Raw genomic sequence first — 26504 nt, 5'->3', positions numbered from 1 at the left:
ATCCGTTCAGGCGTCCATCAAGTCGCAGGAAGATCAAGCCGCCAGAACAGCAATAATTCCCGCAATCTCCGCGGCAACTGCCGCACCTAAGTTGGTGAACGCAGTTACCAATGCTGCAACGATCAAACCTCCGGCTACGGCATACTCAACCGTGGTCAAACCTGCTTCATCCCGCACGAACTTCATCACCGAAGTCTTGATTGCTTGAAAAGTCATTTCGCCCACCTCACTCGAAAGTTGTTCTTCCAGGAAATCGGCGGCACTACCTGCCCCGCCTGCTTGAACCCTAGTCAGGCGGGCAAGCAGGGAGTTAGGAGTTTTTTGCGAATCGCTAGGACTTTTTTGCCGCACTGGCAGGCTCGCCCGGAGGCCATCGCCGCCCTCCTCGGCCGGCCAGGAAAAGTCCAGCTAAAGGAATAACTTACGGATGATTCTGCAACTAATTCTCAAGCGACCGGCGGTAGTTGGCCAATATATCCAGAAAACACGAGGAGTCCGCGTGGCACTAGGCACGCAGATAAATCTAGAGCGTAAGAACCTAAGCCACCTATTTCTTATTTTTATTCGATCTTTACAGTAGTGGCACAGTGACAATACTCAAGGCGGGGAGGCGCAACAACAGAGGCGCAGAGCTAAGGGTATGAAGTCTAACTCGGCCACAAAGCCATTCTTGCTATGGCTCGATCTGACGCACGACCGATCGGTGGAAGAACTGATCGGCCATTTCCGTTCAACCTGCGATTGTCGTCTGGCCAAGAACTCCGCTCTGCCCGAGCGCACCCATGAACAGCCGGACATGATCTGCATGCATTTCGACCGCCCGGATGCACTCGGTCTCAACCTGTTGCTGGAGGTCAAACGTACCGCGCCCTCGATCCCGATCACCATGTTCACCGTGCAACACTCGGAGGAGTTGGCCGTATGGGCCATGCGCTCGCGGGTCTGGGAATACATGGTGCTGCCGCTCTCGGCGGCGGAGAAAAGTCGCTACCTGCACTCCCTGCAGCAACTGTGCGAGCTACGCCGCAGTGTCAGCGGTCACTCCAGGAAACCGCTGGTGGAGCGTCACCCGACCCTGCCGGAAAGCATCCGCTTGACCAGCGAGCACCAGAAGCAGCAGCCGCTGCACAAGGTGTTGCAGCATATCGATCAGCATTTCCGTGAGAGCGTCGACCAGAAGGATCTGGCGCAGCGTTGCGGCATGACCCCCTTCCGCTTCAGCCGCCTGTTCAAGGACGTCGTCGGCGTCGGTTTTATGGAGTACATCCTGAACAAGCGCATGGACTTCGCCAAGGAGCTGCTCGACAACAGCCAGATGCCCATCACCAGCATCGGTTACGAGGCCGGCTTCAAGGACCCCTCCTACTTCGCCCGCGCCTTCAAGCAGTCCTGCGGTTGCACGCCCAGCGAGTACCGCCAGGCACACCGCCCCGGCCAGGTCATCGCAGACGAGCCGCACATGCCGGCGCTCGACAGCCTGGTCCTGGGCAGCCACACCTGATCGGCCCTGCCGCCAGCCCGCCTGCCGCTCCGGCCGAACGGCTGCACGCCGTGCACCGCTAGTCGCCCCGCGCGTCTCCGTAGCCTTACGGATGGCAGCCCCCCGAGGCGGCTGGCATGATATCCGCCGTGAAGCCCCTGACCGACATCCGCACCCTGGTTCTCTGGCTGGCCCTGTTCGCTCCCGTGGCGGTCTGGATCGGCTGGCAGGAGCAGGCCGAGCGCTACGAGCGCTTCTTCCAGGACACCAGCATCGCGCAGCGCATGCTCAGCCAGAAGGTCGTCCAGCACGAAGCGGTACTGGCCACACTGAGCGCGCTGAGCCATCCGCCCAGTCCCGCCCAACTGCTGCCCAGTCTGCAGCCGGCCATGCCGCAGCTGCTGGGCCTGGGTTACCTGCGCGGCGGCGCCTGGGAGGGCAGCGGCGCAGCTCCGGCGGGCATGCCTGGCGCGCAGGAACAGGCCCGCCAGCTGCAGCGCCCCGTCACCCTGGCGGTGGATCGGGAGCGTTATTGGCTGGTGGCCCCGTCGAGCTGGAGCCTGTTGCTGGATGCCCGGCGCTTTATCCCGGCCGGCGACTTTCCCCCGACGCTGGCCAGCCTGACGCTGGACCTGGGCATGGGGCCGCTGACGCTGCTGGCGCGCCAGCCCGCTGGCGGCTCGCTGGGCGGCACCATGAGCCTGCACAAGCCCCTGGGCGCGGCCAGCCAGCCCTTTCCCCTGCACAGCTGGCGCAGGCTCACACCCAGCGACTGGCCCTGGAGCGAATGGCTGGCCTGGGCGCTGGCCAGTTACCTGCTGGCCGCGGCCAGTGCGGCCTGGCAGCGCTCGCGCGCCGAGGCGCGACGCCGGCAGGAAGAGGTCCGCCTGGCGGCGATGACGCGCCTGAACACCCTAGGGGAAATGGCCGCCGGTATCGCCCATGAACTGAACCAGCCGCTGACCGCCATCCTCGCCCAGGTACGCGCCGCCGAACGCCTGCTCGACGACGAGGAGGAGCGCCCCGCGGTGCGCCAGGCCCTGCTCGCCAGCGCCGGCCAGGCGCGCCGGGCGGCGGACATCATCAGCCGCATGCGCGGGCTGGTGCAGCCCTGCGCGCCCTCCCCGCGCGCGGCGGTAGACCCCGATGCCCTGGCGGCTTCGCTGCTGTTCCTGCGCGAAGAGGAGCTGAGCCGCCGCGGCATCCGCCTCAGCTGGCACAACGCGAGCCCCGGCGCCCGCCCGCTGGGCGACCGGGTGGCACTCGAACAGATCCTGCACAACCTGGTGCAGAACGCCGTCGATGCCCTGGCCGACTGGCCCGCCTCCCGCGTCATCGCCCTGAGCGGCGGTCGCGACGGCATGGAATACCGGTTCGAAGTCAGCGATAACGGCCCCGGCATCCCCGACGAAGCCCTGCCGCGGCTGTTCGAGCCCTTCTACACCACCCGCGCCCAGGGCATGGGGCTGGGCCTGGCGCTGTGCGAAACCCTCGCCGGCGCCATGGACGGCCGGATCACGGCGCGCAACCTCGACCCGGCGGGCGCCTGTTTCACCCTGCGCCTGCCTATCGCCGGAGCCGCTGCATGAGCCTGCCCGACCATTCCCCGCTGGTCCATCTGGTCGACGACGATGACGCCGTGCGCGAGGCCCTGGCGCTGTTGCTGCGCAGCGTCGGCTTGCGCAGCGAGGGCCATGGCGACCCTCAGGCCTTCCTCGCCTCGCTGTCGCCGCACGCGATTGGCTGCGTGGTGCTCGACATCCGCATGCCCGGCATCGGCGGGCTGGACGTGCTGGCCAGGCTGGCAGAGCTGTCCGACCTGCCGGTGGTGATGCTCACCGGTCACGCCAACGTCGACCTGTGCCGCCGCGCCTTCAAGGGCGGAGCCATGGAGTTCCTGCAGAAACCGGTGGACGACGACGTGTTCCTCGACGCCGTGCAGGCCGCCGTGCGCAGCCATATCGCCAGCCGCGAGCGCCTGGCACTGACCCAGGCGGCCGTCGAACGGCTGGCGCGCCTCTCCGGGCGCGAGCATGAGGTGCTGGTGCGTATCGTCCAGGGCATGAGCAACAAGGAAATCGCCCGCGAACTCGATCTGTCGCCACGCACCGTGGAGACCCACCGGGCCCACGTCTTCGACAAGCTCGCGGCCGACTCGCTGGCGCAGCTGATCCGCCAGTACGCCGGCCTGCTGGACGCGCCGCCTCCGTAGCACTACGGAGCCCCGGGCGTAGTCGAGCGAATACCCCGGCTGACTGGCGCTGGTCACACTGACGACTCCTCACCTCGATCCACGACAAGGAGTTAGCCATGCCCCGTTTTTCGCTCGCCGCCCTGTTCTGCGCCCTGACGTGCGCCGGCGCCGCCAATGCCGCCGTGCTGCAGGAACGCAACCTCTCCAGCGCCGACGCCCAGCAACTGGCGGCCGCCACGGTCGCCGCCTGCCAGGCCAAGGGCTACAACGTCAGTGCGGCGGTGGTGGACCGCGCCGGTCTGCTCAAGGCCTTCGCCCGCGCCGACAACGCCGGCCCGCACACCATCGAGGCCAGCCGCGCCAAGGCCTTCACCGCCGTATCGGCGAAGACGCCGACCCTGGCCATCATGGAAAACGCGCAGAAGAACCCGGGCGCCGGCAACCTCACCGACATCCCAGGCTTCCTCCTGCTGGGCGGCGGCGTCCCGGTGAAAGCCGGCGATAACGTGATCGGCGCGATCGGCGTGGCCGGTGCCCCGGGCGGCCACCTGGACGCCCAGTGTGCCGACGAAGTCCTGGCCGCCAACGCGGCCCTGTTCCAGTAAGCGAAGGTTGCCCCGACGCGGCGCAGGCGCGCCTGCAGCCTGCCGCAGTGTTGGGCAGGCTGCAGCACTAGCGAGAAGATCGCGAAAACGGCCAGTGCTAACTGGGGCTCAACAAAGCCCTGCGGGCTGCTCCCGCAAGAACGCCCGAACATTGGCAAAGGCTTCGCCGAAGTAGGCCTCGTAGCTGTGCCGCTCGACGTAACCGAGATGCGGGGTGCAGAGCACGCGCGGGTGCCTCAGCAGCGGATGGTCAACCTGCAGGATCGGCTCCTGCTCGAACACATCCAGCGCGGCCTGCCCCGGCCGGCCGCGATCCAGCGCCTCGAGCAGTGCCCCGGGTGCGATCAGCTCGGCGCGGCTGGTGTTGACCAACAGCGCGTCGGGCTTCATCCGCGCCAGGTCGGCGGCGCCCACACAATGCCGGGTTGCCGGCAGCAGGCGCAGATGCAGGCTGAGCACGTCGGCCTGCTCGAAGAAGGCCTCGCGCGTCGGCGCGGCCTCATGGCCATCGGCCACAGCGGCCTGGCGTGAGGCCTCGCTGCCCCACACCAGCACGCGCATATCGAAGGCAGCTGCATAACGCGCCAGGCGCCGGCCGATCTTGCCGTAGCCCCAGATGCCCAGCGTCTGGCCATACAGACGTTGGCCCAGGTTGACCTGCCAGTGCCCGGCGTAGAGGCCGTTCATGGCTTCACGCAGCTGGCGCCGGGCATTGAGGATCAGCGCCCAGGTCAGCTCGGCCGCGGCGATGGGCGAACCGCTGCCCTCGGCCACGGTCACGCCGCGTTCGCGACAGGCCTGCAGATCGAGATGCGGCCCGGCTCGCCCGGTCTGGCTGATCAACTTCAGGTTCGGCAGCCGCGCCAGCAGCGCGGCATCGATACGGGTGCGTTCCCGGGTCAGCACCAACGCCTGAGCGTCGGCGAAGCGCTCGGCCAGCAGGTCCGGATCGCAGACGTGATCGTGATACACGCGGACGTCGAAGCCCTCCAGCAGGCGGAAGCAATCCAGAGACTGCACGACCCGCTGATAATCGTCCGGTATCACCACACGCATGCGCATCCTCCTTCGCCGCCAATCAGGCCAGGCTGGCGGCGGTTTGCCGGCGACGTGCGCGCCAGGCGCGCCAGAACGGCAGCAGGATCATCACCGCCACCAGGCCCCAGACCACCCAGGTGATCGGGCTGGCGAACAGGATACCGATGTCGCCGCTGGACAGGGACAGTGCCCGGCGCAGGTTCTGCTCCATCATGCCGCCCAGGATGAAGCCGAGCAGGATCGCCGACAGCGGGAAGTCCAGCTTGCGCATGACGTAGCCGAAGATGCCGATGGCGATCATCAGGTACAGGTCGAAGGTCGTGGCATGCACCGCATACACCCCGATGGCGGTGATGATCGCCACCGCCGGTACCAGCGCCCAGTAAGGCACGGCCAGCACCTTGGTGAAGACCTTGATCATCGGCACGTTCATGACGATCAGCATGAGGTTGGCGACGAACAGCGAGGCGATCAGGCCCCAGACGATGTCCGGCTGGTTCTGGAACAGCAGCGGGCCCGGGGTGATGTTGTACAGCGTCAGGGCGCCGAGCATCACCGCGGTGGTGCCCGAACCCGGCACGCCGAGGGTCAGCATCGGCACCATGGAGCCACAGGCTGCGGCGCTGTTGGCGGTTTCCGGTGCGGCCAGGCCACGCAGGTCGCCGTTGCCGAACTTGTTGTCCTTGACCGCCAGGCGCTTCTCGCTCATGTAGGACACCGCGCTGGCCAGCGTCGCGCCGGCGCCAGGCAGCACGCCGAGGACGAAACCGACCACGCCGCTGCGCAGGTTGGTGGCCAGGACGAAGCCGCCCTCCTTCAGGCTGAACAGCATGCGCCCGCTGGCCTTGATGGCTTTCTGGCCATGGTGGGTGCGCTCGAGCAGCACCAGCAGCTCGCTGACCGAGAACAGACCCAGCACCAGCACCACGAACTGGATGCCATCGGCCAGCCCCAGGCTGCCGAAGGTAAAGCGATAGACGCCGCTGTTGGCATCGATGCCCACGCACGACAGCAACAGGCCGATCAGCGCGGCTATGGCGGTCTTCAACGGCTTGTTGCCGGCCATTCCCGCCAGACAGGTGATGGCGAACACCATCAGCACGAAGTATTCGGCGGGACCGAAGGCCACCGCCCAACTGGCCAGCAGCGGCGCGAACAGCACCACACCGACCGTGGCGATCAGGCCGCCGATGAACGAGCTCCAGGCCGACAGCGACAGTGCGACGCCAGCCTGGCCCTGACGCGCCAGCGGGTAGCCGTCGAGGGTGGTCATCACCGCGGACGCCTCACCCGGAATGTTGAGCAGGATCGAGGAGATGCGCCCGCCGTATTCGCAGCCCAGGTATACGGCCGCGAGCAGAATCAGCGCGGTTTCCGGCGGCAGGCCGAGGGCAAAGGCCACCGGGATCAGCAGCGCCACGCCGTTGATCGGACCGAGGCCCGGCAGCAGGCCGACGATGGTACCGATCAGGGTGCCGCACAGCGCAGTGACCAGGTTGTAGGGGCTAAGCGCCACGCCGAAGCCATGGCTGAGATAACCGAAAGTATCCATGGGTTCAGCTCTCCAGGGTTGCAAGGATGCCAAGCGGCAGTGGTACCGCGAGGGCTCTGTCGAACAGCAGGTAGAGGCCGAGGGCCAGAACGCCCCCGCTGATCAGGCTTTGCAGCCAGCTACCACCGTAGAGGCGCGCCATGCCGATACCGAACAGCACGCTGGCGGGGATGAAGCCGAGCGTTTCGAACAGCACTGCATAGCCGATCATCAGGCCGAGGAAGGCGAGCGCCTTGAACATCACCTCCCGGTTCAGCGGCGGTTCCTCGCCATGGGTATCGCTGCTCGGCTTGAGCAGCAGTTGCACGCAGCCAAAGGCGATCAGCAGCAACAGCAGCAGCGGGAAGGCCTTGGGCCCCACCGGCTCATAGGAAAAGGATGCGCTGTAACCCCAGGCGAGGAATGCCAGGACACAGCACAGCAGCAGGGTGATCCCCGCGAAGATACGATCATGCATGTGGATGCGCTCCAGAATGCTGCGCCGTCGGTGACGGCGCAGGAGGACTCGACTACTCGACCAGACCGAACTCGCGGCCCAGCTTGCGGTACTCCGCAACCTGGCTTTTCACCAGGGCTTCGAGCTCCGGACCGGTGACGTAGTAAGGCAGCACGTCGCGGTCGGCCAGGTAGGCCTGGAAGTCGCTGGAGGCGTTGAGCTTGGCGAAGCGCTCGCTCCACCAGGCCACGTCCTGCTCTTTCACATCCGGGCCGAGGAAGTAGCCGCGAATCAGCGGCCATTGGATCTCGTAGCCCTGCTCGCGGGCAGTGGGAATGGAGGCCAGCTCACCGCCCAGACGCTCCTCGCTGAAGATCGCCAGGGTACGGATCTTGTTGCCCTGCTGCGCACGAATCTCGCTGGCGCTACCGGTGACCAGATCCACGTGCCCGCCCATCAGCGCCATGTAATGCTCGGCCCCGCCCTCGAAGGCGGCATAACGCAACTCGCGCGGGTCGACGCCGGCTGCACGGGCCAGCAAGGCGATCTTCACCCAACCCTGGCCGCCGACACTGCCACCACCGCCGACCACGATGCTTTTCGGGTCTTTCTTCAGCGCCTGCACCACATCGTCGAGGTTCTGGTAAGGCGAATCCTCGCGCACCGCCAGGGTGCCGTAGTCGTTGCCGACAGTGGCCAGCCATTTCACCGCGTTCTCGTCGAAACGACCGTATTTGCCCAGGGCCAGGTTGAGCAGCGAGGCGCCGGAGAAGGCCACCAGGGTGCCGGGCTCGGCACGGCGGTTGGCGGCGATGGAGTTGTAGGCCACGGCGCCGATGCCGCCCGGCATGTAGGTCACGCGCATCGGCGCCTTGAGCAGACCCTCGTCCTTGAATCCGGCCTGGGCCAGCTTGCAGGTCAGGTCGAAGCCGCCGCCCGGCTTGCTCGGAGCGATGCACTCCGGACGCGAAGGCTCGCCGGCGAGCACCGAACCACTGGCGAGCAACAGGGCGAGGGAAAACGACAGAGTACGGCGAATGGAGCAGGTGATCATGGTGAGGTTCCTCTTATTAGACTTGTATGCACAGCCGGCGCTTTACCAGAGCGGCACGATGTAACTCAGGATCAGACGATTCTCGTCCAGGTCGCGGACGAAGCTCGAACGGTAGGTGGCGTTCCTCCAGGTCACCTTGAGATTCTTCAGCGGGCCCTCGACGAAGGCGTAGGCGATATCGGTGTTGCGCTCCCACTCCCGCCCTTCGCCGACGGCCAGGTCGACCTGATCGCCGCGCACGTAGCGGGTCATGAAGGTCAGGCCGGGCACCCCGACACGGGCGAAATCGAAGTCGTAGCGCAGCTGCCAGGAACGCTGGTCGGGGCCGGCGAAATCGTTGATCTGCAGGAAGTTGGTCAGATAGGGCGTGGCCCCGTCGACATAGGTGAAGGCGTCGTCGCCGAGCATTTTCTGGTAGGCCAGCCCCAGCGCATGGCCGGCGATGCTGTAGGTGAACATGGCGTTGATGACCTGGTTGTCGATGTCGCCCACCAGTTTCCGCCCGGCTTCGCTGTTGTTGAAGTAGCGCAGGTCGCTTTTCAGCTTGCCGTCGCCCAGCGCCAGGCCGTGCTGCAGCCCGACGAAGTGCTGGCGATAGACGTCGCTCAACTCGGCATAGTGATAGCTGGCCAAAAGTTGCGGATTGATCGCGTAATCCACCCCGCCGAAGCGCAGCTCATCGCTTTCAGGGCTGGCGCCGAAGCGGCGGTTCTTGTTGTTCAGCGCCAGCTTCTCGGAGCCCGAGACGCTGCGCTGCACCACGCGGTCGATCTCGCCGAGGGTGAAGGTGGCGCGCTCGAGGTCCTTGCTCTGCAGCTGCCAGCCCTCGAACACCTGCGGCAGCAGGCGCGCGTTGCTGTACTGCAGATAGGGCATCTTCGGCAGCAGGGTGCCCACGTGCAGCTGGCTCTCGGCGAAACGCGCCTTGCCGGTCACGCCGAGCTTGCTGTAGTCGTCCTCGGCGCGGTTGCGGCTGTTGCGCGGCAGCAGATCGGTGCCGCTGCGATCCGGCGAGGAGTCGAGCTTGACGCCAAGCATGCCGAGGGCGTCGAGGCCGAAACCGACCGTGCCCTGGGTGTAGCCGGACTCGAGGTTGAGGATGAAACCCTGCGCCCATTCCTCGCGCTTGTTCTGCCCGGCATCCTCGCGAAAGTCACGGTTGAGGTAGAAGTTGCGCAGCTCCAGGCTGGCCGTGCTGTCCTCGATGAAACCGGCGGCGTGAACGCTGGCGCCAGGCAGTGCCAGAACCGTGATGCCGAAGGCGGAGCAGCTTAGGGATTTTCTTCTTGTCATTGTGGTTGGCCCTAGGGGTGTGGGTGTGGTGAGGCGAAGTCAGCTGCCCGTACGCCGCAGGCTGGGGATGTAAACCTCGCCCGAGAACAGACGGCGCGCGGTGCGCACCAGCGAGGCGCGCAGGTTCTCGGGGTTGCCGTCGGCGGCAGGCTGCAGGGAAACCTCGATCTGCCCGCCCGGATGCTCCAGGCGCACCAGCGCCTCGCCTGCAATGGGCGCGACATCCTGGGCGACGCTGCCGGGCACGGCGCAGGCCGTGGCCAGGCCGATGGCGCCGGTGGCGGCGACCGAACGGTGGCAGTTGTGCGGCATGAAATAACGCACGCTCAGCGTGCCGCCATTGCGCGCCGGGGCCAGCAGCACCGGCTTGGGAATGACCATCTGCGCAACGTCCCCCAGCCCCATGGCCAGCCCGGCCTGCAGGCGGATGCGCTCCAGGCGCTGGAGGAACGCCGTGTCGGCATCCAGTTCGGCCGGCGACTCGTAACCGGTCTTGCCCAGCGCCTCGGCATGCAGCAGCACCATGGGCATGGCCATGTCGATGCAGGTGACTTCGACACCGTCGAACAGGTCGCGCACCCGGCCGGTGGGCAGCAGGCGGCCGGTCTTGGCACCGGCGGCATTGAGGAAGGTCAGCTTGATCGGTGCAGCGCTGCCGGGCACGCCATCGATGGTGGTATCGCCGTCGTAGCGCACGCGGCCGCCCGGGGTCATCACGTCGGAATCGACGAAGGTATTGGTGTTGAGGTTGCGGATGCGCACCCGGGTCATCGGCGAGCCCGCGTTCACCAGCCCGTGCTCGATGGCGAAAGGCCCGATGGCGCAGAGCATGTTGCCGCAGTTGGGCGCGGTGTCGACCCGGCGCTGGGTCACCATGACCTGCACGAACAGGTAGTCGACATCGGCATCCGGGTGCGGCGAACGGCTGACGATCGCCACCTTGCTGGTCTGCGGACTGCCACCGCCGATACCGTCGATTTCCAGCTCGTGGCCCGAGCCCATCAGGCTGAGCAACAGCTCGTCGCGCTGCAGCGGGTCAGTGGGCAGGTGGTTGGCCAGAAAGACCGGCCCTTTCGAAGTACCGCCTCGCATGAGTACGCAAGGTACCGTCCGCATGATGCCTCCAACGCAATAAAGCTAGTGATTGTTGCTTTGCGTCGATTATGGGGAGCAACACTTTCTTCTGTAAAATGCATATATTTCGATATTTATTGCATTATGCGCATTAATGCATGGGGATATTCCCTCGCTTGCCAGTCCTCAGCGCAAAGACTAGGGTTCATTGGTAATCTGCAGACAAAAATACGACCGACTAATAACCAAAGCGCATGAATTACGAACTTCAAGACATCCGCGCCTTCGTGAAAATCGCCGAGTTCGGCAATTTTCACGAGGCCGCCAACGCCATCCATCTGTCCCAGCCGGCGCTGACCCGGCGCATGCAGAAGCTCGAGGAAAGCCTCGGCATCCAGCTGCTGGACCGCACCACGCGCCGTGTCAGCCTGACCGCCGTGGGCCGGGATTTTCTGCCCAAGGCGCAGCGCCTGCTGGACGACTTCGAACGCTCGATCCTTGGCATCCGCGAGCTGGCCGAGCGCCAGTCCGGCCAGGTCACCCTGGCCTGCATCCCGACGGCGGCCTTCTACTTCCTGCCCACGGTGATCCGCGCCTTCAATCAGCAGTACCCGAAGATCCGCATCCGCATCCTCGATCTCAGCGCCCATGAGGGGCTGGAGGCGGTGATTCGTGGCGAGGCGGATTTCGGCATCAACATGCAGAGCGGACAGAGCGCGGAAATCGACTTCACCCCACTGGTCAACGAACCCTTCGTGCTCGCCTGCCGGCGCGACCATCCCCTGGCCAAGCAGCCGGAAGTGGCCTGGCGTGAGCTCAGCGACTACCGCCTGATCGGCGTCGGCCGCCTGAGCGGCAACCGGGTGCTGCTCGACCACGGTCTGGCCCATCTCGACTGGCGCCCGAGCTGGTTCTACGAGGTGCAGCACCTGTCGACCTCGCTGGGCATGGTCGAGGCCGGCCTGGGCATCGCCGCCCTCCCCAGCCTGGCCATGCCGGCCGAGGACCATCCGATCCTGGTCAGGCGCCCGCTGGTCGACCCGGTGATCAGCCGCACCCTGGGCCTGGTGCGCCGCCGCGGCTCGTCGCTGTCGCCGGCAGCCGAGCAGTTCGTCGAAACCCTGCTGCGGCAATGGCCCAATTACACCTCGCTGGGTATCGACAGCGAATCGAGCTGAACGCGGGCGCGCGCAATCGCTCGCGATTGCGCCGGTGCATGCCGAGCAGCCAAATACAGGAACAAAATCAGCGCCTCGCCCGCCACCCGTCTGCAATCCTTGCCGGGAAGCGACGGACACCTGAGCGGCCGGGATGGGTAATCAGACGCTCACCGGCATAACGAGGCAAACCCAAACGTTCAACCCATGAGCCCATGGACCTGGCCTGGTGCTTCGCGACCATCCGCCATCCAGACATCGCCTAAGCTGGAACCAGGCGCTGCAATCTGGCAGCAGGAGGGAGCAATAGTGATCGCCCGCTGCATCCTCACCCTGACCCTGAGTCCCGCATTGGATCTGGCCACATGCGTGCAGCACCTGCGCCCTCACGACAAGCTGCGCTGTAGCGCACCGGTGTACGCGCCTGGGGGTGGCGGGATCAACGTGTCGCGGACGATTCGACGACTCGGCGGAGAGACAGTGGCCCTGTTCCCCGTTGGCGGCTCCACTGGCGAACACCTGCTTGAATTATTGAAGGCTGAGGGCGTGCCTTTTCATGCGGTCTCGGTGTCCGGCTGGACACGCGAGTGCATCAACGTCACCAACCGGGCCGACAGCCAACAGTACCGTTTCGTCCTCCCGGGAAATCCACTCTCACCCCAGGAGCAGACAGCCGTGCTGTCGGCTTTGGAGACATTGCCCGCCGCGGATTTTCTGGTCATCAGCGGCAGCCTGCCAGAAGGTCTGGCCGCGGACTTCCTGCCGCGTCTGCTGGGCAATGCACAACGCCGGGGTTGCCGCTGCGTGGTAGACAGCAACGGCAGCGCTCTGCGTCAGATGCTGGATATCGGTGGCCTGCTGCTGATCAAGCCGAATCTGGACGAACTCGCAGCCATGCTTGGTGAGCCTATCGCCGGACCGGAACATCTGAATCAAGTGGCCCGGGATCTGGTGGCAGCGGGACGCACGGAAGCCGTGCTGGTTTCCCTTGGTGCGCAAGGGGCGCTGCTGGTGACCGCCGACGTCTGCGAGCGCATTCCGGCTCCGACCGTGCCGCGCCGCAGCACGGTTGGTGCAGGCGATAGCCTGCTGGCGGCGATGGTACTCAAACGCGCCTCAGGGGCGAGCTGGTCAGTGGCGGCACGCTACGGTGTGGCGGCCGGCACAGCGGCGATCATGGCCGAAGGCAGCGAGCTGTCCCGACTCGAAGACACGGAGCGCCTATACAGCTGGTTAGCTGCCTCCCGTTAGGAACCAGGCTAACGGTATACCGTTGCAGCTTTAAAAGGCTCACCAGTGTGACATCCCTTTCTAGATACGGGCTTATAAAGACGGGAATGAGTCGCAGCCCGCAATTAAACAAGACAGGGCGAATGGATGTACACCTTGGCGCTCGCCAGCCATTCGCTACCATTCATGGAACGCGCTGGCGTCGGAGCCATACCGATGAAATCTGCCCGAACCGCCCTGCTCAGCTTATGCAGCACGCTGGTGCTTGGCGTTTGGCTCTGGTCTGCAATCAGCCCGGTGAGCCGTCAGGATTGGTTGCTGGAGAATCTCCTGGTGTTCGCCCTGGTCGCCCTGTTGCTGATCACTCGGCGGCGCCTCGTGCTCTCATCGGTATCCTACGGCCTGCTCAGCCTGTTCCTCGTTCTGCATCTGTACGGTTCGCATTACACCTACTCGGAAACACCCTTCGGCTTCTGGCTCAGCGAACAGCTTGAACTCGAACGCAACCATTACGACCGCCTGGTGCATTTCGCCTTTGGCCTCCTGCTGACTTACCCCCTGCACGAGCTGCTGCAAAAAACCGCCAGGGTCTCCGGGCTGTGGCTGATGCCGCTTTGCCTGGCCACGGTGATGGCTCTGAGCAGCCTCTACGAGCAAATGGAAATGCTCGCCGCGCTGGTGGTGGCCCCGGATCTGGGCACGGCCTTCCTCGGCACCCAGGGCGACGAGTGGGATGCGCAGAAGGATGCAGCTCTTGCCATCCTCGGTGCCCTGCTCGCCTTGCTGCTGATCCGTCTGCTCAACCGCCCGTCCTGTCATTGACCGAGCAAGACGGAGCACGGCTGTTTTGCTGTGCAAACCCTTCCGCCGCCAGTTCGCCGACAGCCAAAGCGCACGCCTGCCGCTGGCCCTCGAGGCTACTGAGCCAGTGGCTGCTCGGTCGCACGACGGTGCCGGCCGCTGCTTGATGCACATCAATATGGCCGCCGCGAAAGCGGCGCAAAAGGACAGAACAGCGGGGATTGCCTCGCCCCAGACAATGAGGAGCGCGTCATGGACAAACATCAGCAGAGCCAGAGGAACAAGCTGTTCAAGCCGGCCCAGGACGACCCCTACCTCGAGATGCCGGGAGGCAGCGCGCACTGCCCGCAATGCGGCGCCGTGCGCCACCAGGGCCGCTGGAGCTGGCAGCAGGCGGTACCGGAGGATGCCCAGGCCCATGCCTGCCCGGCCTGCCGGCGCATCGCCGACGACCAACCGGCCGGCACCCTGCGCCTGACCGGCAGCTTCCTGGCGGCACACCGTGAGGAGGTGCTCGGCCTGATCCACAACACCGAGGCCGCTGAGAAGGCCCAGCATGCGCTGGAACGCCTGATCAAGGTCAGCGAGCGAGGGGACGGCCTGCAGGTCACCACCACCGGCATACACCTGGCCCAGCGCCTCGGCCATGCCCTGACCGGCGCCTTCAAGGGCGAATGCAGCTACCAGTATGCGGACGACGAGCACCACCTGGCGGTACATTGGTCGCGTGACTGAAACCTGGGGGCACGCCCCGCCGTGCCAAGCCCAGTTGACCCGCTGGCTGTCATTCACGGGCGCGCGGCCTGCTCGGCGGCTGGCGCAATTGGCCGAGTCGCAGGGCTTGCACTAGGTTGACAGAGGCGAGCCGCCTGGCCGAAGGCGTGCTTCACACCGCCAGGCAGTCGCGCGACCTGCCGGGAACTGGAGTGCAGACCGTGGAGAAATCGCACCGCAGGCTCGAGTGCGCGCCTGCAACAGCGCCGGGGGGCCTGGTACCACGGCCTCTGCCACCGGTTGCTCGATCCTCGGGCCGGGCACTTACGCGCAGCTACCGGAACCAGTCATCCTCCCCGGAGCCGCCTTGAACATCTCGTCTAGCTGGCTCAGCCTGGTTCTGCCTGGCATCGCCCTGCTGGCCTTTTCCGGCGGCTTGCTGCTGCGCGGCCTCGGTCAGGGCGACCTCGCCACCCTGCTGTGGAGCGGCAGCGCCCTGCTGGCCGCGGGCCTGCTGCTGGTGGAGATTCTGGCCCGCCTGCGCCGCAAGGAGATCGGCGTCGACCTGATCGCCCTGCTGGCCATCGGCACCGCCGTGTTCTTCGGCCAGGCCCTGGTGGCCGCGCTGGTCGCCCTGATGCTGGCCAGCGGTCGCGCGCTGGAGAGCTACAGCGCGCGGCGGGCCGAGCGCGAGCTGCGCCGCCTGATCGACCGTGCCCCGCGCGTGGCCTGGCGCTATCGCGGCAGCGAACTGGAACAGGTGCCGGTGGAGCAGGTCCAGGCCGGCGACCGCCTGCTGCTGCGCCTGGGCGAAGTGGTGCCGGTGGATGGCGTGGTACTCGACAGCACTGCCACCCTGGACGAGTCGGCGCTGACCGGCGAGCCGCTGCCGGTGCGTCGCGCCCCCGGCGAAGCCTTGCGCAGTGGCGCGCTGAACGCCGGCGCGCCGTTCGAGATGCGCGCCAGCCACCCGGCGACCCAGAGCACCTACGCGGCCATCGTGCGGATGGTCGAGGCCGCACGCCTGTCGCGCGCGCCCTTCGTGCGCCTGGCCGATCGCTACGCCCTGCTGCTGATCCCCGTCACCCTGGCGCTGGCTGGCCTGGCCTGGCTGATCAGCGGCGACCCGCTGCGCGTGCTGGCGGTGCTGGTGGTGGCCACGCCCTGCCCGCTGATCCTGGCGGTGCCGGTGGCGATCATGTCCGGCATTTCGCGCTGCGCGCACCGCGGCATCCTGGTCAAGGATGGCGCCACCCTGGAGGCGCTGGCCCGCGCCCGGCTGCTGTTTCTCGACAAGACCGGCACCCTGACCACCGGGCATGCCAGCGTGCTTTCCGTGGAAAGCGCGGGCAGCTACTCGCAGGAGCAGCTGATGCACCTGGCCGGCTCGCTGGCGCAGTCCTCGCCGCACCTGGTGGCGCAGGCCATAGTCGAGGCCGCGCGCAACCACGGGCTGAGCCTGGAGCCTGCCCTGGAGGTGCAAGAGCAGCCCGGGGCCGGCCTGTGCGGGGTGGTCGACGGGCACGCGGTGATGCTCGGTGGCCATGACTATGTCGCCGCAGCCACCCCGGCCGTGCCCTGGACCGAGGGCATGCTGCGGCGCATGGCCTACGAGGTGGCCGGCGCCAGCTTTATCGCCATCGACGGCGTGATGGCCGGCGCCGTGCTGTTCTCCGACCGCCTGCGCCTGGAGTCACCGCGGGCTTTGCGCCTGCTGCGCCAGGCCGGCATCCGCCACATCGTCATGCTCACCGGCGACCGTTCGGAGGCGGCGCAGACCATCGGCATGGCCGTCGGCGTCGACGAGATCCGGGCCGGCCTCTCACCCGCCGGCAAGGTCGCGGCCATCGCCCAGGGCAAGAGCGACGGCACCCGCCTGATGGTCGGCGATGGCATCAACGACGCCCCGGCCCTGGCGGCGGCCGATGTCGGCATCGCCCTGGGCGCCGGCGGTACCAGCGCCTCCTCCGAGGCGGCCGGGGTGGTGCTCTTGGCCGACCGTCTGGACCGCGTCGCCGAAGCCCTGCGCATCGCCCGCCGCTCCCGGGGCATCGCGGTGCAGGGGGTCATGGTCGGGATGGGCCTGTCGCTGCTGGCCATGCTGCTGGCAGTCGCCGGTTATCTGCCGGCACTGGCGGGAGCGATCGTGCAGGAAGTCATCGATCTGGCGGTGATCGGCAATGCGCTGCGCGCGCTCGGCGCGGGCTGGCGCGAACGGGCCGCCCCCGCGCTCACCGGCGAATGGATCGACAGCCTGCGCCAGGAGCATGCCGCCCTCCTACCCTTGCTCGAACGGCTACGTGCGGCGGCCGAAGGCCTCGACGACATGTCGCCCGAGCAGGCGCGAGGGGAACTGGCCGGCCTGGTCGAGGCCCTGCAGCGCCAGCTGATCCCCCATGAGCAGGCCGACGAGGACAGCCTGTATCCGCAACTGGCCAGGCGCCTGCCGGGCGACGACCCGCTCGCCGCGCTGAGCCATACCCATCGGGAAATCTTTCGCCTGGCGCACCTGCTGGCCCGCATGAGCACGGACCTGTCAGCCGATGCCAAGGGAACCTCGCTGACGGAAATCCAGCGCCTGCTGCTGCGCCTGGACACCCTGCTGAGCCTGCATTTCGCCCAGGAAGACGAGCTCTACCACAGCCTCGACAGGCGCTGAGGCGATGCATCTCAGGCGCGGCGAGCGAGATAGGCCACCAGCGCGTCCAGGCTGTCCAGGCGCCGGTAGTCGGCTTCGGCAATGTTCACCCCCAGGCGCTGGTGCAGCGCACTGAGCAGGCGCAGCCAGTCCATCGAGTCCAGGTCCACCTCGTCGCGCAGCGGGCGGTCGCCGCGCAGCTGTTCGGGCTCCAGCTCCGGGGCTATGCGTTGCAGCTCTTCGAGCACCAGGCGGCGGATCTCTGCGGCGTCCATCGCACCCTCCTCAGAGCCGCTCGGGCTCTTGCAGCAACCGGCCGATGGCGCCGAGAAAGCGCGCGCCCAGGTGACCGTCGCTGGCGCGATGATCGGCGGCCAGGCTGGCGACCACCTGCGGCCGCACGCAGAGCTGCCCCGCCTCGACCCAGGGACGCTCGCCGATACCGCCGAAGCCGACCAGCGCGACCTGCGGCGGATAGATCACGCCGAATACGCTGTCCACGCTCTGCTCACCCAGATTGGTGACGGTCAGGCTGGCGTCGCTCAGCTCCGAGCTGCGCAGGGAGCCACTGCGCGCGCGTTGTACCAGATCGCTGAACTCGCTCATCAACTGCACCACCGGCTTGTCGGCCACGTCGTGCAGCGCCGGGGCGATCAGCCCACCCTGGCGCAGCGCGATGGCCACGCCCAGATGAATGCCCGGCGCCGCCTGGAAGGTGTCGTCGCGCCAGAAGCCGTTGAGCTGCGGATACTCGCGCAGCGCCAGGCCCACCGCCTTGAGTAACAGCGCCGCCGGGAGCAGACGCTGCTCCGGCGGCAGCTCGGCATTGTGGGCCTGCAACCAGGCCATGAGCTGGCCTAGGGCGATAGTCTCGCTCAGGTAGTAATGCGGAATTTCGCGCTTGGAACGGCTCATGGCCATGGCGATCGCATGGCGCATGCTGGCCTGACGGTCCACCGGCACGGCTGCCCGAGCGGCTGCCTCGACGTCTTCCAGACTGACCACGCCATGGGGGCCGCTGCCCTTGAGGGTGGCGACGTCCAGCCCCAGTTCGGCGGCCCGCTTGCGCGCCGCCGGCGAGATGCGCGGCCGGGTCGCCTCAGCCAGCGCGGGTGCGACTGCCGTCGCAGCGGGTGCCGCAGGGGTGGGTTGCACCGGGCTCGGCGCCTTGCGCCGCGCGGTCTCGGGGCTCTCGCCGGGCTCCAGCAGCGTGGCGATGGGCGTGCCCACCGGGACCTTCGCGCCGGGTTCGATCAGCAGCTCGAAGACCTCCCCCTCCTGCCAGCACTCCACGTCGACCGCCGCCTTGGCGGTATCCACCACGGCGACCACCTGGCCGCGCGTCACCCGCTCGCCGGGCTGCACCTTCCACTCCAGCAGGGTGCCCTCGTCCATGTCGGAACCGAGCGATGGCAGTTTGAACTCGATCATCGGTCTTCTCCCGCGCTAACCGCACAGTGCCCGCGCCGCCGCCACGATGGCCGGCACCTGGGGCAACGCGGCTTCCTCCAGATGTTTGGCATAGGGGATCGGCACCTCGGCGCTGCACACCCGCGCCGGTGGTGCATCCAGTTCATAGAAACCCTGCTCGCTGACGCGGGCGATAACCTCGGCGGCCAGGCTGCCGCTGCGCCAGCCCTCGTCCACCACCAGCAGGCGCCGGGTCTTGCGCACCGACGCCAGCAGGGTCGCGTCGTCCAGCGGGCGCAGCACGCGCAGGTCGATGACCTCGGCGTCGATGCCCGCACCGCTCAGTTCCTCGGCCGCCGCCAGGGCCTTGCCCAGGGTGCCGCCATAAGCGACCAGGCTCAGGTCGCGACCGGCGCGGCGCACCCGCGCCGAGCGGATGTCCACCACGCCGCCCTCCTCCAGTTCGCCCTCCAGGTTGTACAGCTGGGCGTGCTCGAAGATCAGCACCGGGTCGGGGTCCTGCAGCGCCGGCCAGAGCATGCCGCGGGCGTCCTCCAGGGTGGCCGGGGCGAGAATCTTCAGCCCGGGGATATGCGCATACCAGCCTTCCAGGCTGTGCGAATGCTGCGCCGCCAGCTGGCGCCCGGCGCCGGTGGCCATGCGCAGCACCAGGGGCACGGAGAACTGGCCGCCAGACATATGCCGCAACGTCGCCGCAGTATTCATCAGCGGGTCGAGGGCGAGCAGGCTGAAGTTCACCGTCATCACCTCGACGATCGGCCGCATGCCACCGAGCGCCGCGCCGATGCCGGCGCCGACGAAACCCAGCTCCGACAGCGGTGTGTCGCGGATGCGCTCCGCCCCGAATTCCGCCAGCAAATCCCGCGACACCGCGTAGGTGCCGCCATAGCGGCCGACATCCTCGCCCATCAGAAATACCCGGTGATCGCGCTGCAGCGCCTCGCGCAGGGCCTGGCGCAACGCTTCTCGATAAGTGGTGCGCGTACTCATGCCACGTCCTCCGGGGTATGCACATCGCGCAGCAGGTCGCCAACCGGTTCCAGGCTGCCGGCCTCGGCGAAGGCCACCGCCTTCTCCACCTCGACATCCACCTCGGCGGCAATGCTCAGGAAACCCAGCTCGTCCAGCAGCTCCAACGCCTTCAACCGGGCGCTGTAGCTGTGGATCGGCCCGCGCTCCTTCCACTTGGCCACCTCGGCCTTGTCGCGGTACAGCTCGGGGTCGAACATCGAGTGGGCGCGGAAGCGATAGGTCTGCAATTCGAGAAAGTACGGTCCCGCGCCACCGCGCACCTGCTGCACCGCCGCCGCAGTGGCCTGCTGCACCGCAACCACGTCCATGCCGTCCACCACCTGGGCCGGCACCCGGTAGGAGGCCGCCTTGGCACACAGGTCGGTCTGCGACTCGGAACGCGCCAGCGCGGTGCCCATGGCGTAAAGGTTGTTCTCGCAGCAGAACAGCACCGGCAAACGCCACAGCGCCGCCAGGTTGAGCGCCTCGTGGAAGGCGCCCTCGACCATCGCGCCCTCGCCGAAGAAGCAGGCGACGATGCGCGAGCCACCCTGCATGCGTTCGGCCAGGGCCAGGCCGACCGCCAGCGGCAGGCCACCGGCGACTATTGCGTTGCCGCCGAAGAAGCGGGTGGCGGCGTCGAACAGGTGCATGGAGCCGCCACGGCCGCGCGAGCAACCCTCCTGCTTGCCGTACATCTCGGCCATGATCGCGTTCATCGATACACCCTTGAGCAGCGCGTGGCCGTGCTCGCGGTAGGTGGCCACCACCGCGTCGTCCGCCGCCAGGGCGTGCAGGGCGCCCACCGCCACCGCCTCCTCGCCGATATACAGGTGCAGGAATCCGCGGATCTTGGCCGCGCCGTACAGCTCGGCGGCGCGCTCCTCCAGGCGGCGGATGCGCAGCATGTCGTGCAGCAGGCGCAGGGCGAACTCGCGGGAAAATGGCAGCGGCGCGCTCATCTCGGGTTCTCCAGGGTCGAGGTGTCACCCTCCGGCAGGCCCAGCTCACGGGCCTTGAGCAGCCGGCGCATCAGCTTGCCGCTGCGGGTGCGCGGCAGGTCCGGCAGAAACGCCAGGGCCTTGGGCGCCACCGCGGCGCCCAGGCGCTTGCGCCCATGGCCGAGCAGTTCATCGTGCAGCGCCGCACTGGGCTCGATGCCGCTCTTCAGGCTGACGAAGGCCTTGACCGTCTCGCCGAGCAGCGCGTCGGGCAGGCCGATCACCGCCGCCTCGGCCACCGCCGGGTGCTCCAGCAGCGCGCTTTCCACCTCGAACGGGCCGATCAGGTGGCCGGCCGACTTGATCACGTCGTCGCTGCGGCCGACGAACCAGTAGTAACCGTCGGCGTCGCGGCGGGCCAGGTCGCCACTGAGGTACCAGTCACCGACGAAGCAGCGCCGGTAACGCTCCTCCTGGCCCAGGTAGCCACGAAACAGCGCCGGCCAGGGCTGCTTGAGGGCCAGCTCGCCGACTGTCTCGTCGCCCAGCAGGATCAACCCGCCCTGCTCGTCGCGAGACACGATGGCCGCCTCGACACCCGGCAGCGGCTTGCCCATGGAGCCGGGCTTGATCGGCATGGCCAGGGTGTTGGCGAGCATGATGCCGCCGGTCTCGGTCTGCCACCAGTTGTCGTGGATCGGCAGGCCGAGCACGTCCTGGCCCCACCACACCGCCTCGGGATTGAGCGGTTCGCCGACGCTGGCGATAAAGCGTAGGCGTGGAAAACGGTGCCGTCGGGCCAGCTCGGCGCCGGCCTTCATTAGCATGCGGATGGCCGTGGGCGCGGTGTACCAAACGCTGACCCCTTGCGTCTCAAGGATGCTGTACCAGCGCTCGGCATCGAACTCGCCGCTGTCGACCACGCTGGTCACGCCGAGCAGCAAGGGCGCGAGGATGCCGTAGGAGGTGCCGGTGACCCAGCCGGGGTCGGCGCTGCACCAGTAGATGTCGTCGGGGTGCAGGTCGAGGGCGTACTTGCCGGTGACCAGGTGGGTCAGCGCCGCGCCGTGCACGTGCAACGCGCCCTTCGGCGTGCCGGTGGTGCCGCTGGTGAAGTGCAGCAGCGCGGGCGTGTCGGCAGTGGTCGGCGTAATGGCAAAGTCGTCGCTTGCCTCGGCCAGCAGCTGCGCCAGGCTCAGGGTGCCCGGCGGGGTATCCACCGCGCCGCCATTGCCCTCGTACAGCAGCACCTGCCGGAGCTGCGGCAGGCGCTCGCGGATACCCGCCACCTTGCGCCGGTACAGCGCCTCGCTGGTCAGCAGCACGCTGCCCTCGCCGATGCGCAGGCGGGTCTCGATCGGCTCCGGGCCGAAGGCGGAAAACAGTGGCGAAACCACGCAGCCCAGCTTGAGCCCGCCGAGCACCCCGAGGTACAGCTCCAGGCCGCGCCCGCAGAGCACGAACAGGCGCTCCCCGGGTTGCACGCCAAGATTCTTGAGCAGGTTGGCGAAGCGGTTGCTCAGGCTGCTCAGGCGCGCGTAGCTGATGTCGCAGCGGCCGCCGTTGCGGTCGAGAAGGCGCAGGGCGACATGCCGCCGCCGGCGCCCCTGGGCGTGGCGGTCGACCGCCTCGAAGGCCAGGTTCAGGCCGCCGCCCGGCAGGCCGCTGAGCTCGCCGGCCTGCGCCTGCCAGGAGAAGGCGGCGCGGGCTGCGGCACTGTCGTCCCAGTTGGGCGTGACCGACTGCTCGGCGGGTTTGCGGATGATCGCTGGACGCATGGCTAGCCCTCGTCGGCGAAAGGTCAGCAGAAGTTGTGTTGCTCTACCCTGGGCCGAATGTAGCCCTGGCTGAGCAACTGCAAGAAGCGGTCATAGCGGTAGGTCGGCCCGTCCCGGCAGACATAGCTGGAACCCAGGTAACAGTGCCCGCACAGGCCGTCCGCACAATGCATTCGCCGCTCCAGCGAGAGCCATACCCTATCGGCGCTCAGGCCGCGCTGCAGGCAGGCCTCGGCGGTCGCCAGCATCAGCGGTTCCGGGCCGCAGCAGAGCACCGCATCGGGCGGCGCTACGCCGAACAGCTCGTCGAAATGCGCCAGCGGTGAGCCCTGGCGCATCCCTGCCGTGGCCTCGTCGAGCGTCTCGATGCAATGCAGGCGCTGGCGCCACACGGCGCGCTCGCGGCCGAGCACCTGAGCTCCGGCATGCTTGGCCCCGTAGACCAGGCTCAACTGCATCTGCAGGCAATGGCTGATGGCCTCGTTAATCACCCCCGCCAGCGGCGCCAGGCCACAACCGCCGGCCACGGCCAGCACCCGGTTGGCGCCGAAGAACAGCGGCCAGCCCTTGCCGAACGGACCGCGATAGCCCAGCACGGCGCCCTCGGGTTGCTCGAACAGAGCATCGGTCAACCTACCCACGCGACGAATCAGGGCGGTAAAACATCCACTGCTGTCCGGCAGGCTGACATAGGTGAAAGAGGCCTCGCCGAAGCCCGGCAACGTCAGCATAAAGAACTGACCAGGCATTACCGCCAGATCGCCGGGCAACGGGAAGTTGATGCGGAAGCTGAAGTGCCGCGCATCCTCGCCATCGGCATAGTGGTCGAGCAAGTGCAGTGTGCGCGGCGTTAAGTCATTCATCGCAAGCCCACCTCGCGCATCACGCCATGCACGCCGATGCCGCCGGGACAGACCCGGTCGCAACGGCCGCAGCCGACGCAGCCATAGCGCTTGAAGCGTTCCTTGAAGGCGTCGCCGAACTTGTGCGTCCAGAAGCGCTGTACCCGCTGCCCCGGGCGAGCGCTGGGGTTGTGGCCACTCGCCTCGCGCTGGAAGCCTTCGTACAAACAGGAGTCCCAGACCCGTTCGTGCTGCACGCCGTCCTCGCCGCTCGGCAGGTCCAGCGGCGCGAAGCAGGAACAGGTCGGACAAACCGAGGTGCAGCCCGAGCAGCCCAGGCAGCGCAACCCCAGTGCCTCCCAGGTGGCGGCGGCGACGCCCTCGCCGTTGAGCGTCGCTATCCCCTCTAGCACCTCGCGCTGCTCGCCCTGCTCGGCTGCCACGCGCTGGCTGTTGGCAGCCCGTTCGGCTCGCCAGTCGCACTTGGCCGCCGGTAGCCTGAGACCATTCATGGCCTTGCGCCCGGCTTCGGAGGCGACCAGCACTAGCCAGGCGCTCGATGTGTCGCGATGCGGCAGGAGAATCAGGTCGGCGGTCTCTGCATGCACCGCGGGGCCACTGTCCAGCCGGCTGCAGAAGCCGCCCCGGCAACTGTGCAGGCAATCGACCCCGACCAGCAGGGTGGCCTGGCGGCGCGCCTGGTAATGGGGGTCGGCGGCAAAGAACTGGTCCTGGTAGGCGATCGCGACCAGATCGCAGGCATGCACACCGAACAACACCTGCGCAGACACCTCCGGCAGCGCCGAGTAGAACTGGCCGCCGTCGAAACGGAACAGCAACTCGCGCTCGGCGAAAAAGAAGCTCTTGGCGGAGAACGGTGGTGGCTCGGCGGTGGCGTCGAAGGCCACCAGATCCTCGGCACCGACCAGCTGCCAGTGCGCGCCGCCCTGGCCGTCGGCACGTACCTCGTAGAGCCGGCGCGCGCGCGCCAGATGAGCGCGCAGGCGCTCGGGAAGGTCCAGGCTAAAGGCTTGCATGACCCGCGGCTCCCGCCGCCCTGCCAGCCACTGGCAGCGGCTCTACCGCCACCGCGCAGGCCTTCAGCTCCGGCATCTTGCTCTGCGGGTCCTGGGCGGCGTTGGTCAGCCGGTTGCAGGGCGCTTCGCGGAAGTGATAGGGCATCGCCAGGGTGCCCGGGGGCACGTCGTCAGTCAGGTGCACGCGGGTTTCCAGGCGACCGCGGCGCGAACGCACCGCCACCGCCTGCTGGTCGCGCAGGCCCAGCCTGGCGCCGTCGTCGGGGTGCATGAACAGCAGCGCGGCCGGCGTCTCGCGCTCGAGCAGCGGCGACTGGCGGGTCATGGAGCCGCCGCCATAGTGGAAATGCAGACGGTGGGTGGTGAAGGCGAACGGGTAGTCGGCGTCCGGGCACTCGTCGGGTTCGACCTGGGTCACCGGCAGCAGCCGCGCGCGGCCGATGGGAAAGCCCTGGCCATGCAGCAGCGGCGAGCCCTGCGGGTGCTCGCCATCGCAGGGCAATTGCAGGCCGTGCTGACGATCCAGCGCCGGATAGCTCATGGCGGAATAGATAGGCGTCAGCCCGGCCATCTCGTCGAACACCGCCTCGGCATCGGCCCAGGCCATGCCCGGGTAACCCAGGCGCGCGGCCAGCTCGCCGAGGATCTGCCAGTCGCAACGGGCTTCGCCGGGCGGCGCGATGGCCTGGCGCACGCGCTGCACGCGGCGCTCGCAGTTGGTGAAGGTGCCATGCTTCTCGGCGAAGGACGCCGCCGGCAGCACCACCTCGGCGAGCTTGGCGGTCTCGGTCAGGCTCAGCTCCACCACCACCAGGAAATCCAGCGCGGCCAGGGCGCGGGCCACGTGGCCCTGGTCCGGGTCGGTGAGCACCGGCTCCTCGCCCATGATCATCAGCGCGCGCAGCGCGCCGTCCAGCGCCGCCTTGGTCATGCCCAGGGAGGTCAGGCCCGGATGTTCCGGCGCAGGCCGGCCCCAGGCGTTGGCGAACTTGGCCCGTACCACGGCATCGGCGGCATCCTGGTAGCCGGGATAGACATTGGGCAGGCAACCCATGTCGCAGGCGCCCTGCACGTTGTTCTGCCCGCGCAGCGGGTTGATGCCGGTGCCGGGGCGGCCGACCTGGCCGCAGGCCAGGGCCAGGTTGGATACCGCAATGACATTGTTGGTGCCGCTCTGGAACTGGGTGATGCCCATGCCGTAGGCGGTATAGGCGCTACGCGCGTGGCTGTACAGGTAGGCCACCTGCTCCAGCTCGGCCACGCCGATGCCGGTCAGGGCGCTGGTGAGTTTCGGGCTCAGCTCAGCCAGATGCCGGCGCAGCGGCTGGATATCCGCGCAGCGCGCCTCCAGGAAGGCGCGGTTCTCCCAGCCGTTGGCCAGGATGATCTGCAGCAGGCCGTTGAGCAGGGCGATATTGCTGCCCAGGCGCAATTGCAGGTGGATATTGGCCAGCCGCGCCAGGCGGGTCTTGCGCGGATCGACGACGATCAGGGTGGCGCCGCGAGCCTGGGCGCGCAGGATGCGCGCGCCGATCATGGCGTGGTTCTCGGTGACGTCGGCGCCGATCACCAGGATCAGCTCGGCCTCGTCGATATCGGCGATGCTGTTGGTCATTGCCCCGGAGCCCAGGGTCAGCGCCAGGCCGGCCACCGACGGGCTGTGGCAGATGCGCGCGCAGTGGTCGATGTTGTGAGTACCGAGCACGGCGCGGGCAAATTTCTGCGCGGCGTAGTTGTCCTCGTTGCTGGCGCGGGCGCAGCTGATCACCCCCACGCCTTGCGGCCCGGCCTCCTCCAGCGCGGTGCGAAATGCCTCGGCGACCCGCGCCAGCGCCTCGTCCCAGCTCGCGCAGCGGAAGTGGCCATGCTCCTTGATCAGCGGCTCGGTCAGGCGCTTGGCCGGGTCGATGGCGAAGCTGGTGGCCCAGCCCTTGGCGCACAGCTGGCCCTGGCTGACCGGATGTCCCGGCTGCGGCTCGACGCCGATCACCCGGCCGTCCTGCACCCTCAGGCCGATGCCGCAGCCGACCCCGCAGAAGGTGCAAACGCTCGGAATCACGCGCATCGCCAACTCCTAGCCCAACCCAGTCGATTCAGCCTAGGCGGCTCAGCGAGGGCGCTGTTTGATCTTAATCAACGAACCCCGATAAGCATGTCGTCAGCTCTTGATCGAGATCAAAGTCGCCTGCCTGCGCCAG

General features: G+C 67.5%; 24 protein-coding genes. 9 read left to right on the top strand and 15 right to left on the bottom strand.

The genetic code is table 11. The annotated features are described in order from the left end of the window. Positions 1-33: 33 nt before the first annotated feature. A complete protein-coding gene (locus tag AC1G9C_RS11065; RefSeq protein WP_480410191.1) occupies positions 34-216 on the bottom strand; it encodes a Flp family type IVb pilin in 183 nt (60 codons plus the stop codon). A gap of 424 nt (positions 217-640) precedes the next feature. Here AC1G9C_RS11065 and AC1G9C_RS11060 point away from each other — a divergent pair, with 424 nt between their 5' ends. The 4 genes from AC1G9C_RS11060 to AC1G9C_RS11045 all read left to right on the top strand — a co-directional run bounded on the left by AC1G9C_RS11060 (position 641) and on the right by AC1G9C_RS11045 (position 4279). Further along, the gene (locus AC1G9C_RS11060) at positions 641-1501 is read left to right on the top strand and encodes a helix-turn-helix transcriptional regulator (RefSeq protein WP_480410190.1); all 861 of its coding nucleotides are present in this window, start codon (positions 641-643) and stop codon (positions 1499-1501) included. Positions 1502-1629: 128 nt separating this feature from the next. Then, positions 1630-3069, top strand: coding sequence for a sensor histidine kinase (locus AC1G9C_RS11055; protein ID WP_480410189.1), 1440 nt, complete (start codon positions 1630-1632; stop codon positions 3067-3069). After that, complete coding sequence (locus AC1G9C_RS11050; RefSeq protein ID WP_480410188.1) at positions 3066-3692, top strand: response regulator transcription factor; 627 nt, start codon at positions 3066-3068, stop codon at positions 3690-3692. Before AC1G9C_RS11055 ends, AC1G9C_RS11050 begins: the two co-directional genes overlap by 4 nt. Positions 3693-3790: 98 nt before the next feature. Further along, entirely contained in the window at positions 3791-4279 is a 489-nt protein-coding gene (locus tag AC1G9C_RS11045) for a GlcG/HbpS family heme-binding protein (RefSeq protein WP_122107865.1), read from the top strand. 108 nt (positions 4280-4387) lie between these two features. Here AC1G9C_RS11045 and AC1G9C_RS11040 read toward each other — a convergent pair whose 3' ends face one another. The 6 genes from AC1G9C_RS11040 to AC1G9C_RS11015 are packed head-to-tail and all read right to left on the bottom strand — an operon-like array spanning position 4388 to position 10768. Then, positions 4388-5335, bottom strand: a complete 948-nt coding sequence (locus AC1G9C_RS11040; RefSeq protein WP_480410187.1) for a D-2-hydroxyacid dehydrogenase family protein — start codon at positions 5333-5335, stop codon at positions 4388-4390. Between the two features lie 22 nt (positions 5336-5357). Next, positions 5358-6869: a tripartite tricarboxylate transporter permease gene (locus tag AC1G9C_RS11035; RefSeq protein ID WP_122107863.1), complete on the bottom strand. Its 1512-nt coding sequence runs from the start codon at positions 6867-6869 to the stop codon at positions 5358-5360. A gap of 4 nt (positions 6870-6873) precedes the next feature. Beyond that, positions 6874-7326 carry a tripartite tricarboxylate transporter TctB family protein gene (locus tag AC1G9C_RS11030; protein ID WP_480410186.1) on the bottom strand — a complete coding sequence of 151 codons (453 nt, stop codon included), beginning with the start codon at positions 7324-7326 and terminating at the stop codon, positions 6874-6876. Positions 7327-7378: 52 nt separating this feature from the next. Further along, entirely contained in the window at positions 7379-8359 is a 981-nt protein-coding gene (locus AC1G9C_RS11025; protein ID WP_480410185.1) for a tripartite tricarboxylate transporter substrate binding protein, read from the bottom strand. A gap of 42 nt (positions 8360-8401) precedes the next feature. Next, positions 8402-9652, bottom strand: coding sequence for an OprD family porin (locus AC1G9C_RS11020; protein ID WP_480410184.1), 1251 nt, complete (start codon positions 9650-9652; stop codon positions 8402-8404). Between the two features lie 39 nt (positions 9653-9691). Next, positions 9692-10768: a 4-oxalomesaconate tautomerase gene (locus AC1G9C_RS11015; protein ID WP_122107859.1), complete on the bottom strand. Its 1077-nt coding sequence runs from the start codon at positions 10766-10768 to the stop codon at positions 9692-9694. A gap of 212 nt (positions 10769-10980) precedes the next feature. On the opposite strand from AC1G9C_RS11015, the gene AC1G9C_RS11010 reads away from it, so the two are divergent. From AC1G9C_RS11010 to AC1G9C_RS10990, 5 genes are all read left to right on the top strand, one after another. Then, positions 10981-11904 (top strand): LysR family transcriptional regulator, encoded by a 924-nt coding sequence (locus AC1G9C_RS11010; RefSeq protein WP_021442547.1) that lies wholly within the window; start codon positions 10981-10983, stop codon positions 11902-11904. A gap of 288 nt (positions 11905-12192) precedes the next feature. Beyond that, positions 12193-13134 carry a 1-phosphofructokinase family hexose kinase gene (locus tag AC1G9C_RS11005; RefSeq protein WP_457787208.1) on the top strand — a complete coding sequence of 314 codons (942 nt, stop codon included), beginning with the start codon at positions 12193-12195 and terminating at the stop codon, positions 13132-13134. Positions 13135-13269: 135 nt separating this feature from the next. Further along, on the top strand, positions 13270-13935 hold the full coding sequence (locus tag AC1G9C_RS11000; RefSeq protein ID WP_480410183.1) for a DUF2238 domain-containing protein: 666 nt from the start codon (positions 13270-13272) through the stop codon (positions 13933-13935). A 231-nt stretch (positions 13936-14166) separates the two neighbouring features. Next, positions 14167-14649, top strand: a complete 483-nt coding sequence (locus tag AC1G9C_RS10995) for a BCAM0308 family protein (protein WP_122107856.1) — start codon at positions 14167-14169, stop codon at positions 14647-14649. Positions 14650-15001: 352 nt separating this feature from the next. Then, positions 15002-17287: a heavy metal translocating P-type ATPase gene (locus AC1G9C_RS10990; RefSeq protein WP_480410402.1), complete on the top strand. Its 2286-nt coding sequence runs from the start codon at positions 15002-15004 to the stop codon at positions 17285-17287. 11 nt (positions 17288-17298) lie between these two features. Here the strand turns inward: AC1G9C_RS10990 and AC1G9C_RS10985 are convergent, their stop codons facing one another. Genes AC1G9C_RS10985 through fdhF form a run of 8 tightly spaced genes read right to left on the bottom strand, consistent with a single transcriptional unit; the run spans position 17299 to position 26371 of the window. Next, the gene (locus AC1G9C_RS10985) at positions 17299-17541 is read right to left on the bottom strand and encodes an acyl carrier protein (protein ID WP_480410182.1); all 243 of its coding nucleotides are present in this window, start codon (positions 17539-17541) and stop codon (positions 17299-17301) included. A 10-nt stretch (positions 17542-17551) separates the two neighbouring features. After that, on the bottom strand, positions 17552-18697 hold the full coding sequence (locus AC1G9C_RS10980; protein ID WP_480410181.1) for a dihydrolipoamide acetyltransferase family protein: 1146 nt from the start codon (positions 18695-18697) through the stop codon (positions 17552-17554). Between the two features lie 15 nt (positions 18698-18712). After that, a complete protein-coding gene (locus AC1G9C_RS10975) occupies positions 18713-19687 on the bottom strand; it encodes an alpha-ketoacid dehydrogenase subunit beta (protein WP_480410180.1) in 975 nt (324 codons plus the stop codon). After that, the gene (gene pdhA, locus AC1G9C_RS10970; protein ID WP_480410179.1) at positions 19684-20670 is read right to left on the bottom strand and encodes a pyruvate dehydrogenase (acetyl-transferring) E1 component subunit alpha; all 987 of its coding nucleotides are present in this window, start codon (positions 20668-20670) and stop codon (positions 19684-19686) included. Before pdhA ends, AC1G9C_RS10975 begins: the two co-directional genes overlap by 4 nt. After that, positions 20667-22427 carry an acetate--CoA ligase gene (acsA, locus tag AC1G9C_RS10965; RefSeq protein WP_480410178.1) on the bottom strand — a complete coding sequence of 587 codons (1761 nt, stop codon included), beginning with the start codon at positions 22425-22427 and terminating at the stop codon, positions 20667-20669. The genes pdhA and acsA overlap by 4 nt, the downstream gene beginning before the upstream one ends. A 23-nt stretch (positions 22428-22450) precedes the next feature. Further along, on the bottom strand, positions 22451-23290 hold the full coding sequence (locus AC1G9C_RS10960; protein WP_480410177.1) for an FAD/NAD(P)-binding protein: 840 nt from the start codon (positions 23288-23290) through the stop codon (positions 22451-22453). Continuing rightward, complete coding sequence (locus tag AC1G9C_RS10955; RefSeq protein WP_480410176.1) at positions 23287-24306, bottom strand: 4Fe-4S dicluster domain-containing protein; 1020 nt, start codon at positions 24304-24306, stop codon at positions 23287-23289. Before AC1G9C_RS10955 ends, AC1G9C_RS10960 begins: the two co-directional genes overlap by 4 nt. Further along, positions 24293-26371, bottom strand: coding sequence for a formate dehydrogenase subunit alpha (fdhF, locus tag AC1G9C_RS10950; protein WP_480410175.1), 2079 nt, complete (start codon positions 26369-26371; stop codon positions 24293-24295). The genes AC1G9C_RS10955 and fdhF overlap by 14 nt, the downstream gene beginning before the upstream one ends. Positions 26372-26504: the final 133 nt, after the last annotated feature.

Source organism: Pseudomonas sp. ABa2 (assembly GCF_056676075.1).
The sequence above is the reverse complement of the archived record's forward strand: the minus strand, read 5'-3'. Positions and strand labels throughout refer to the sequence as shown.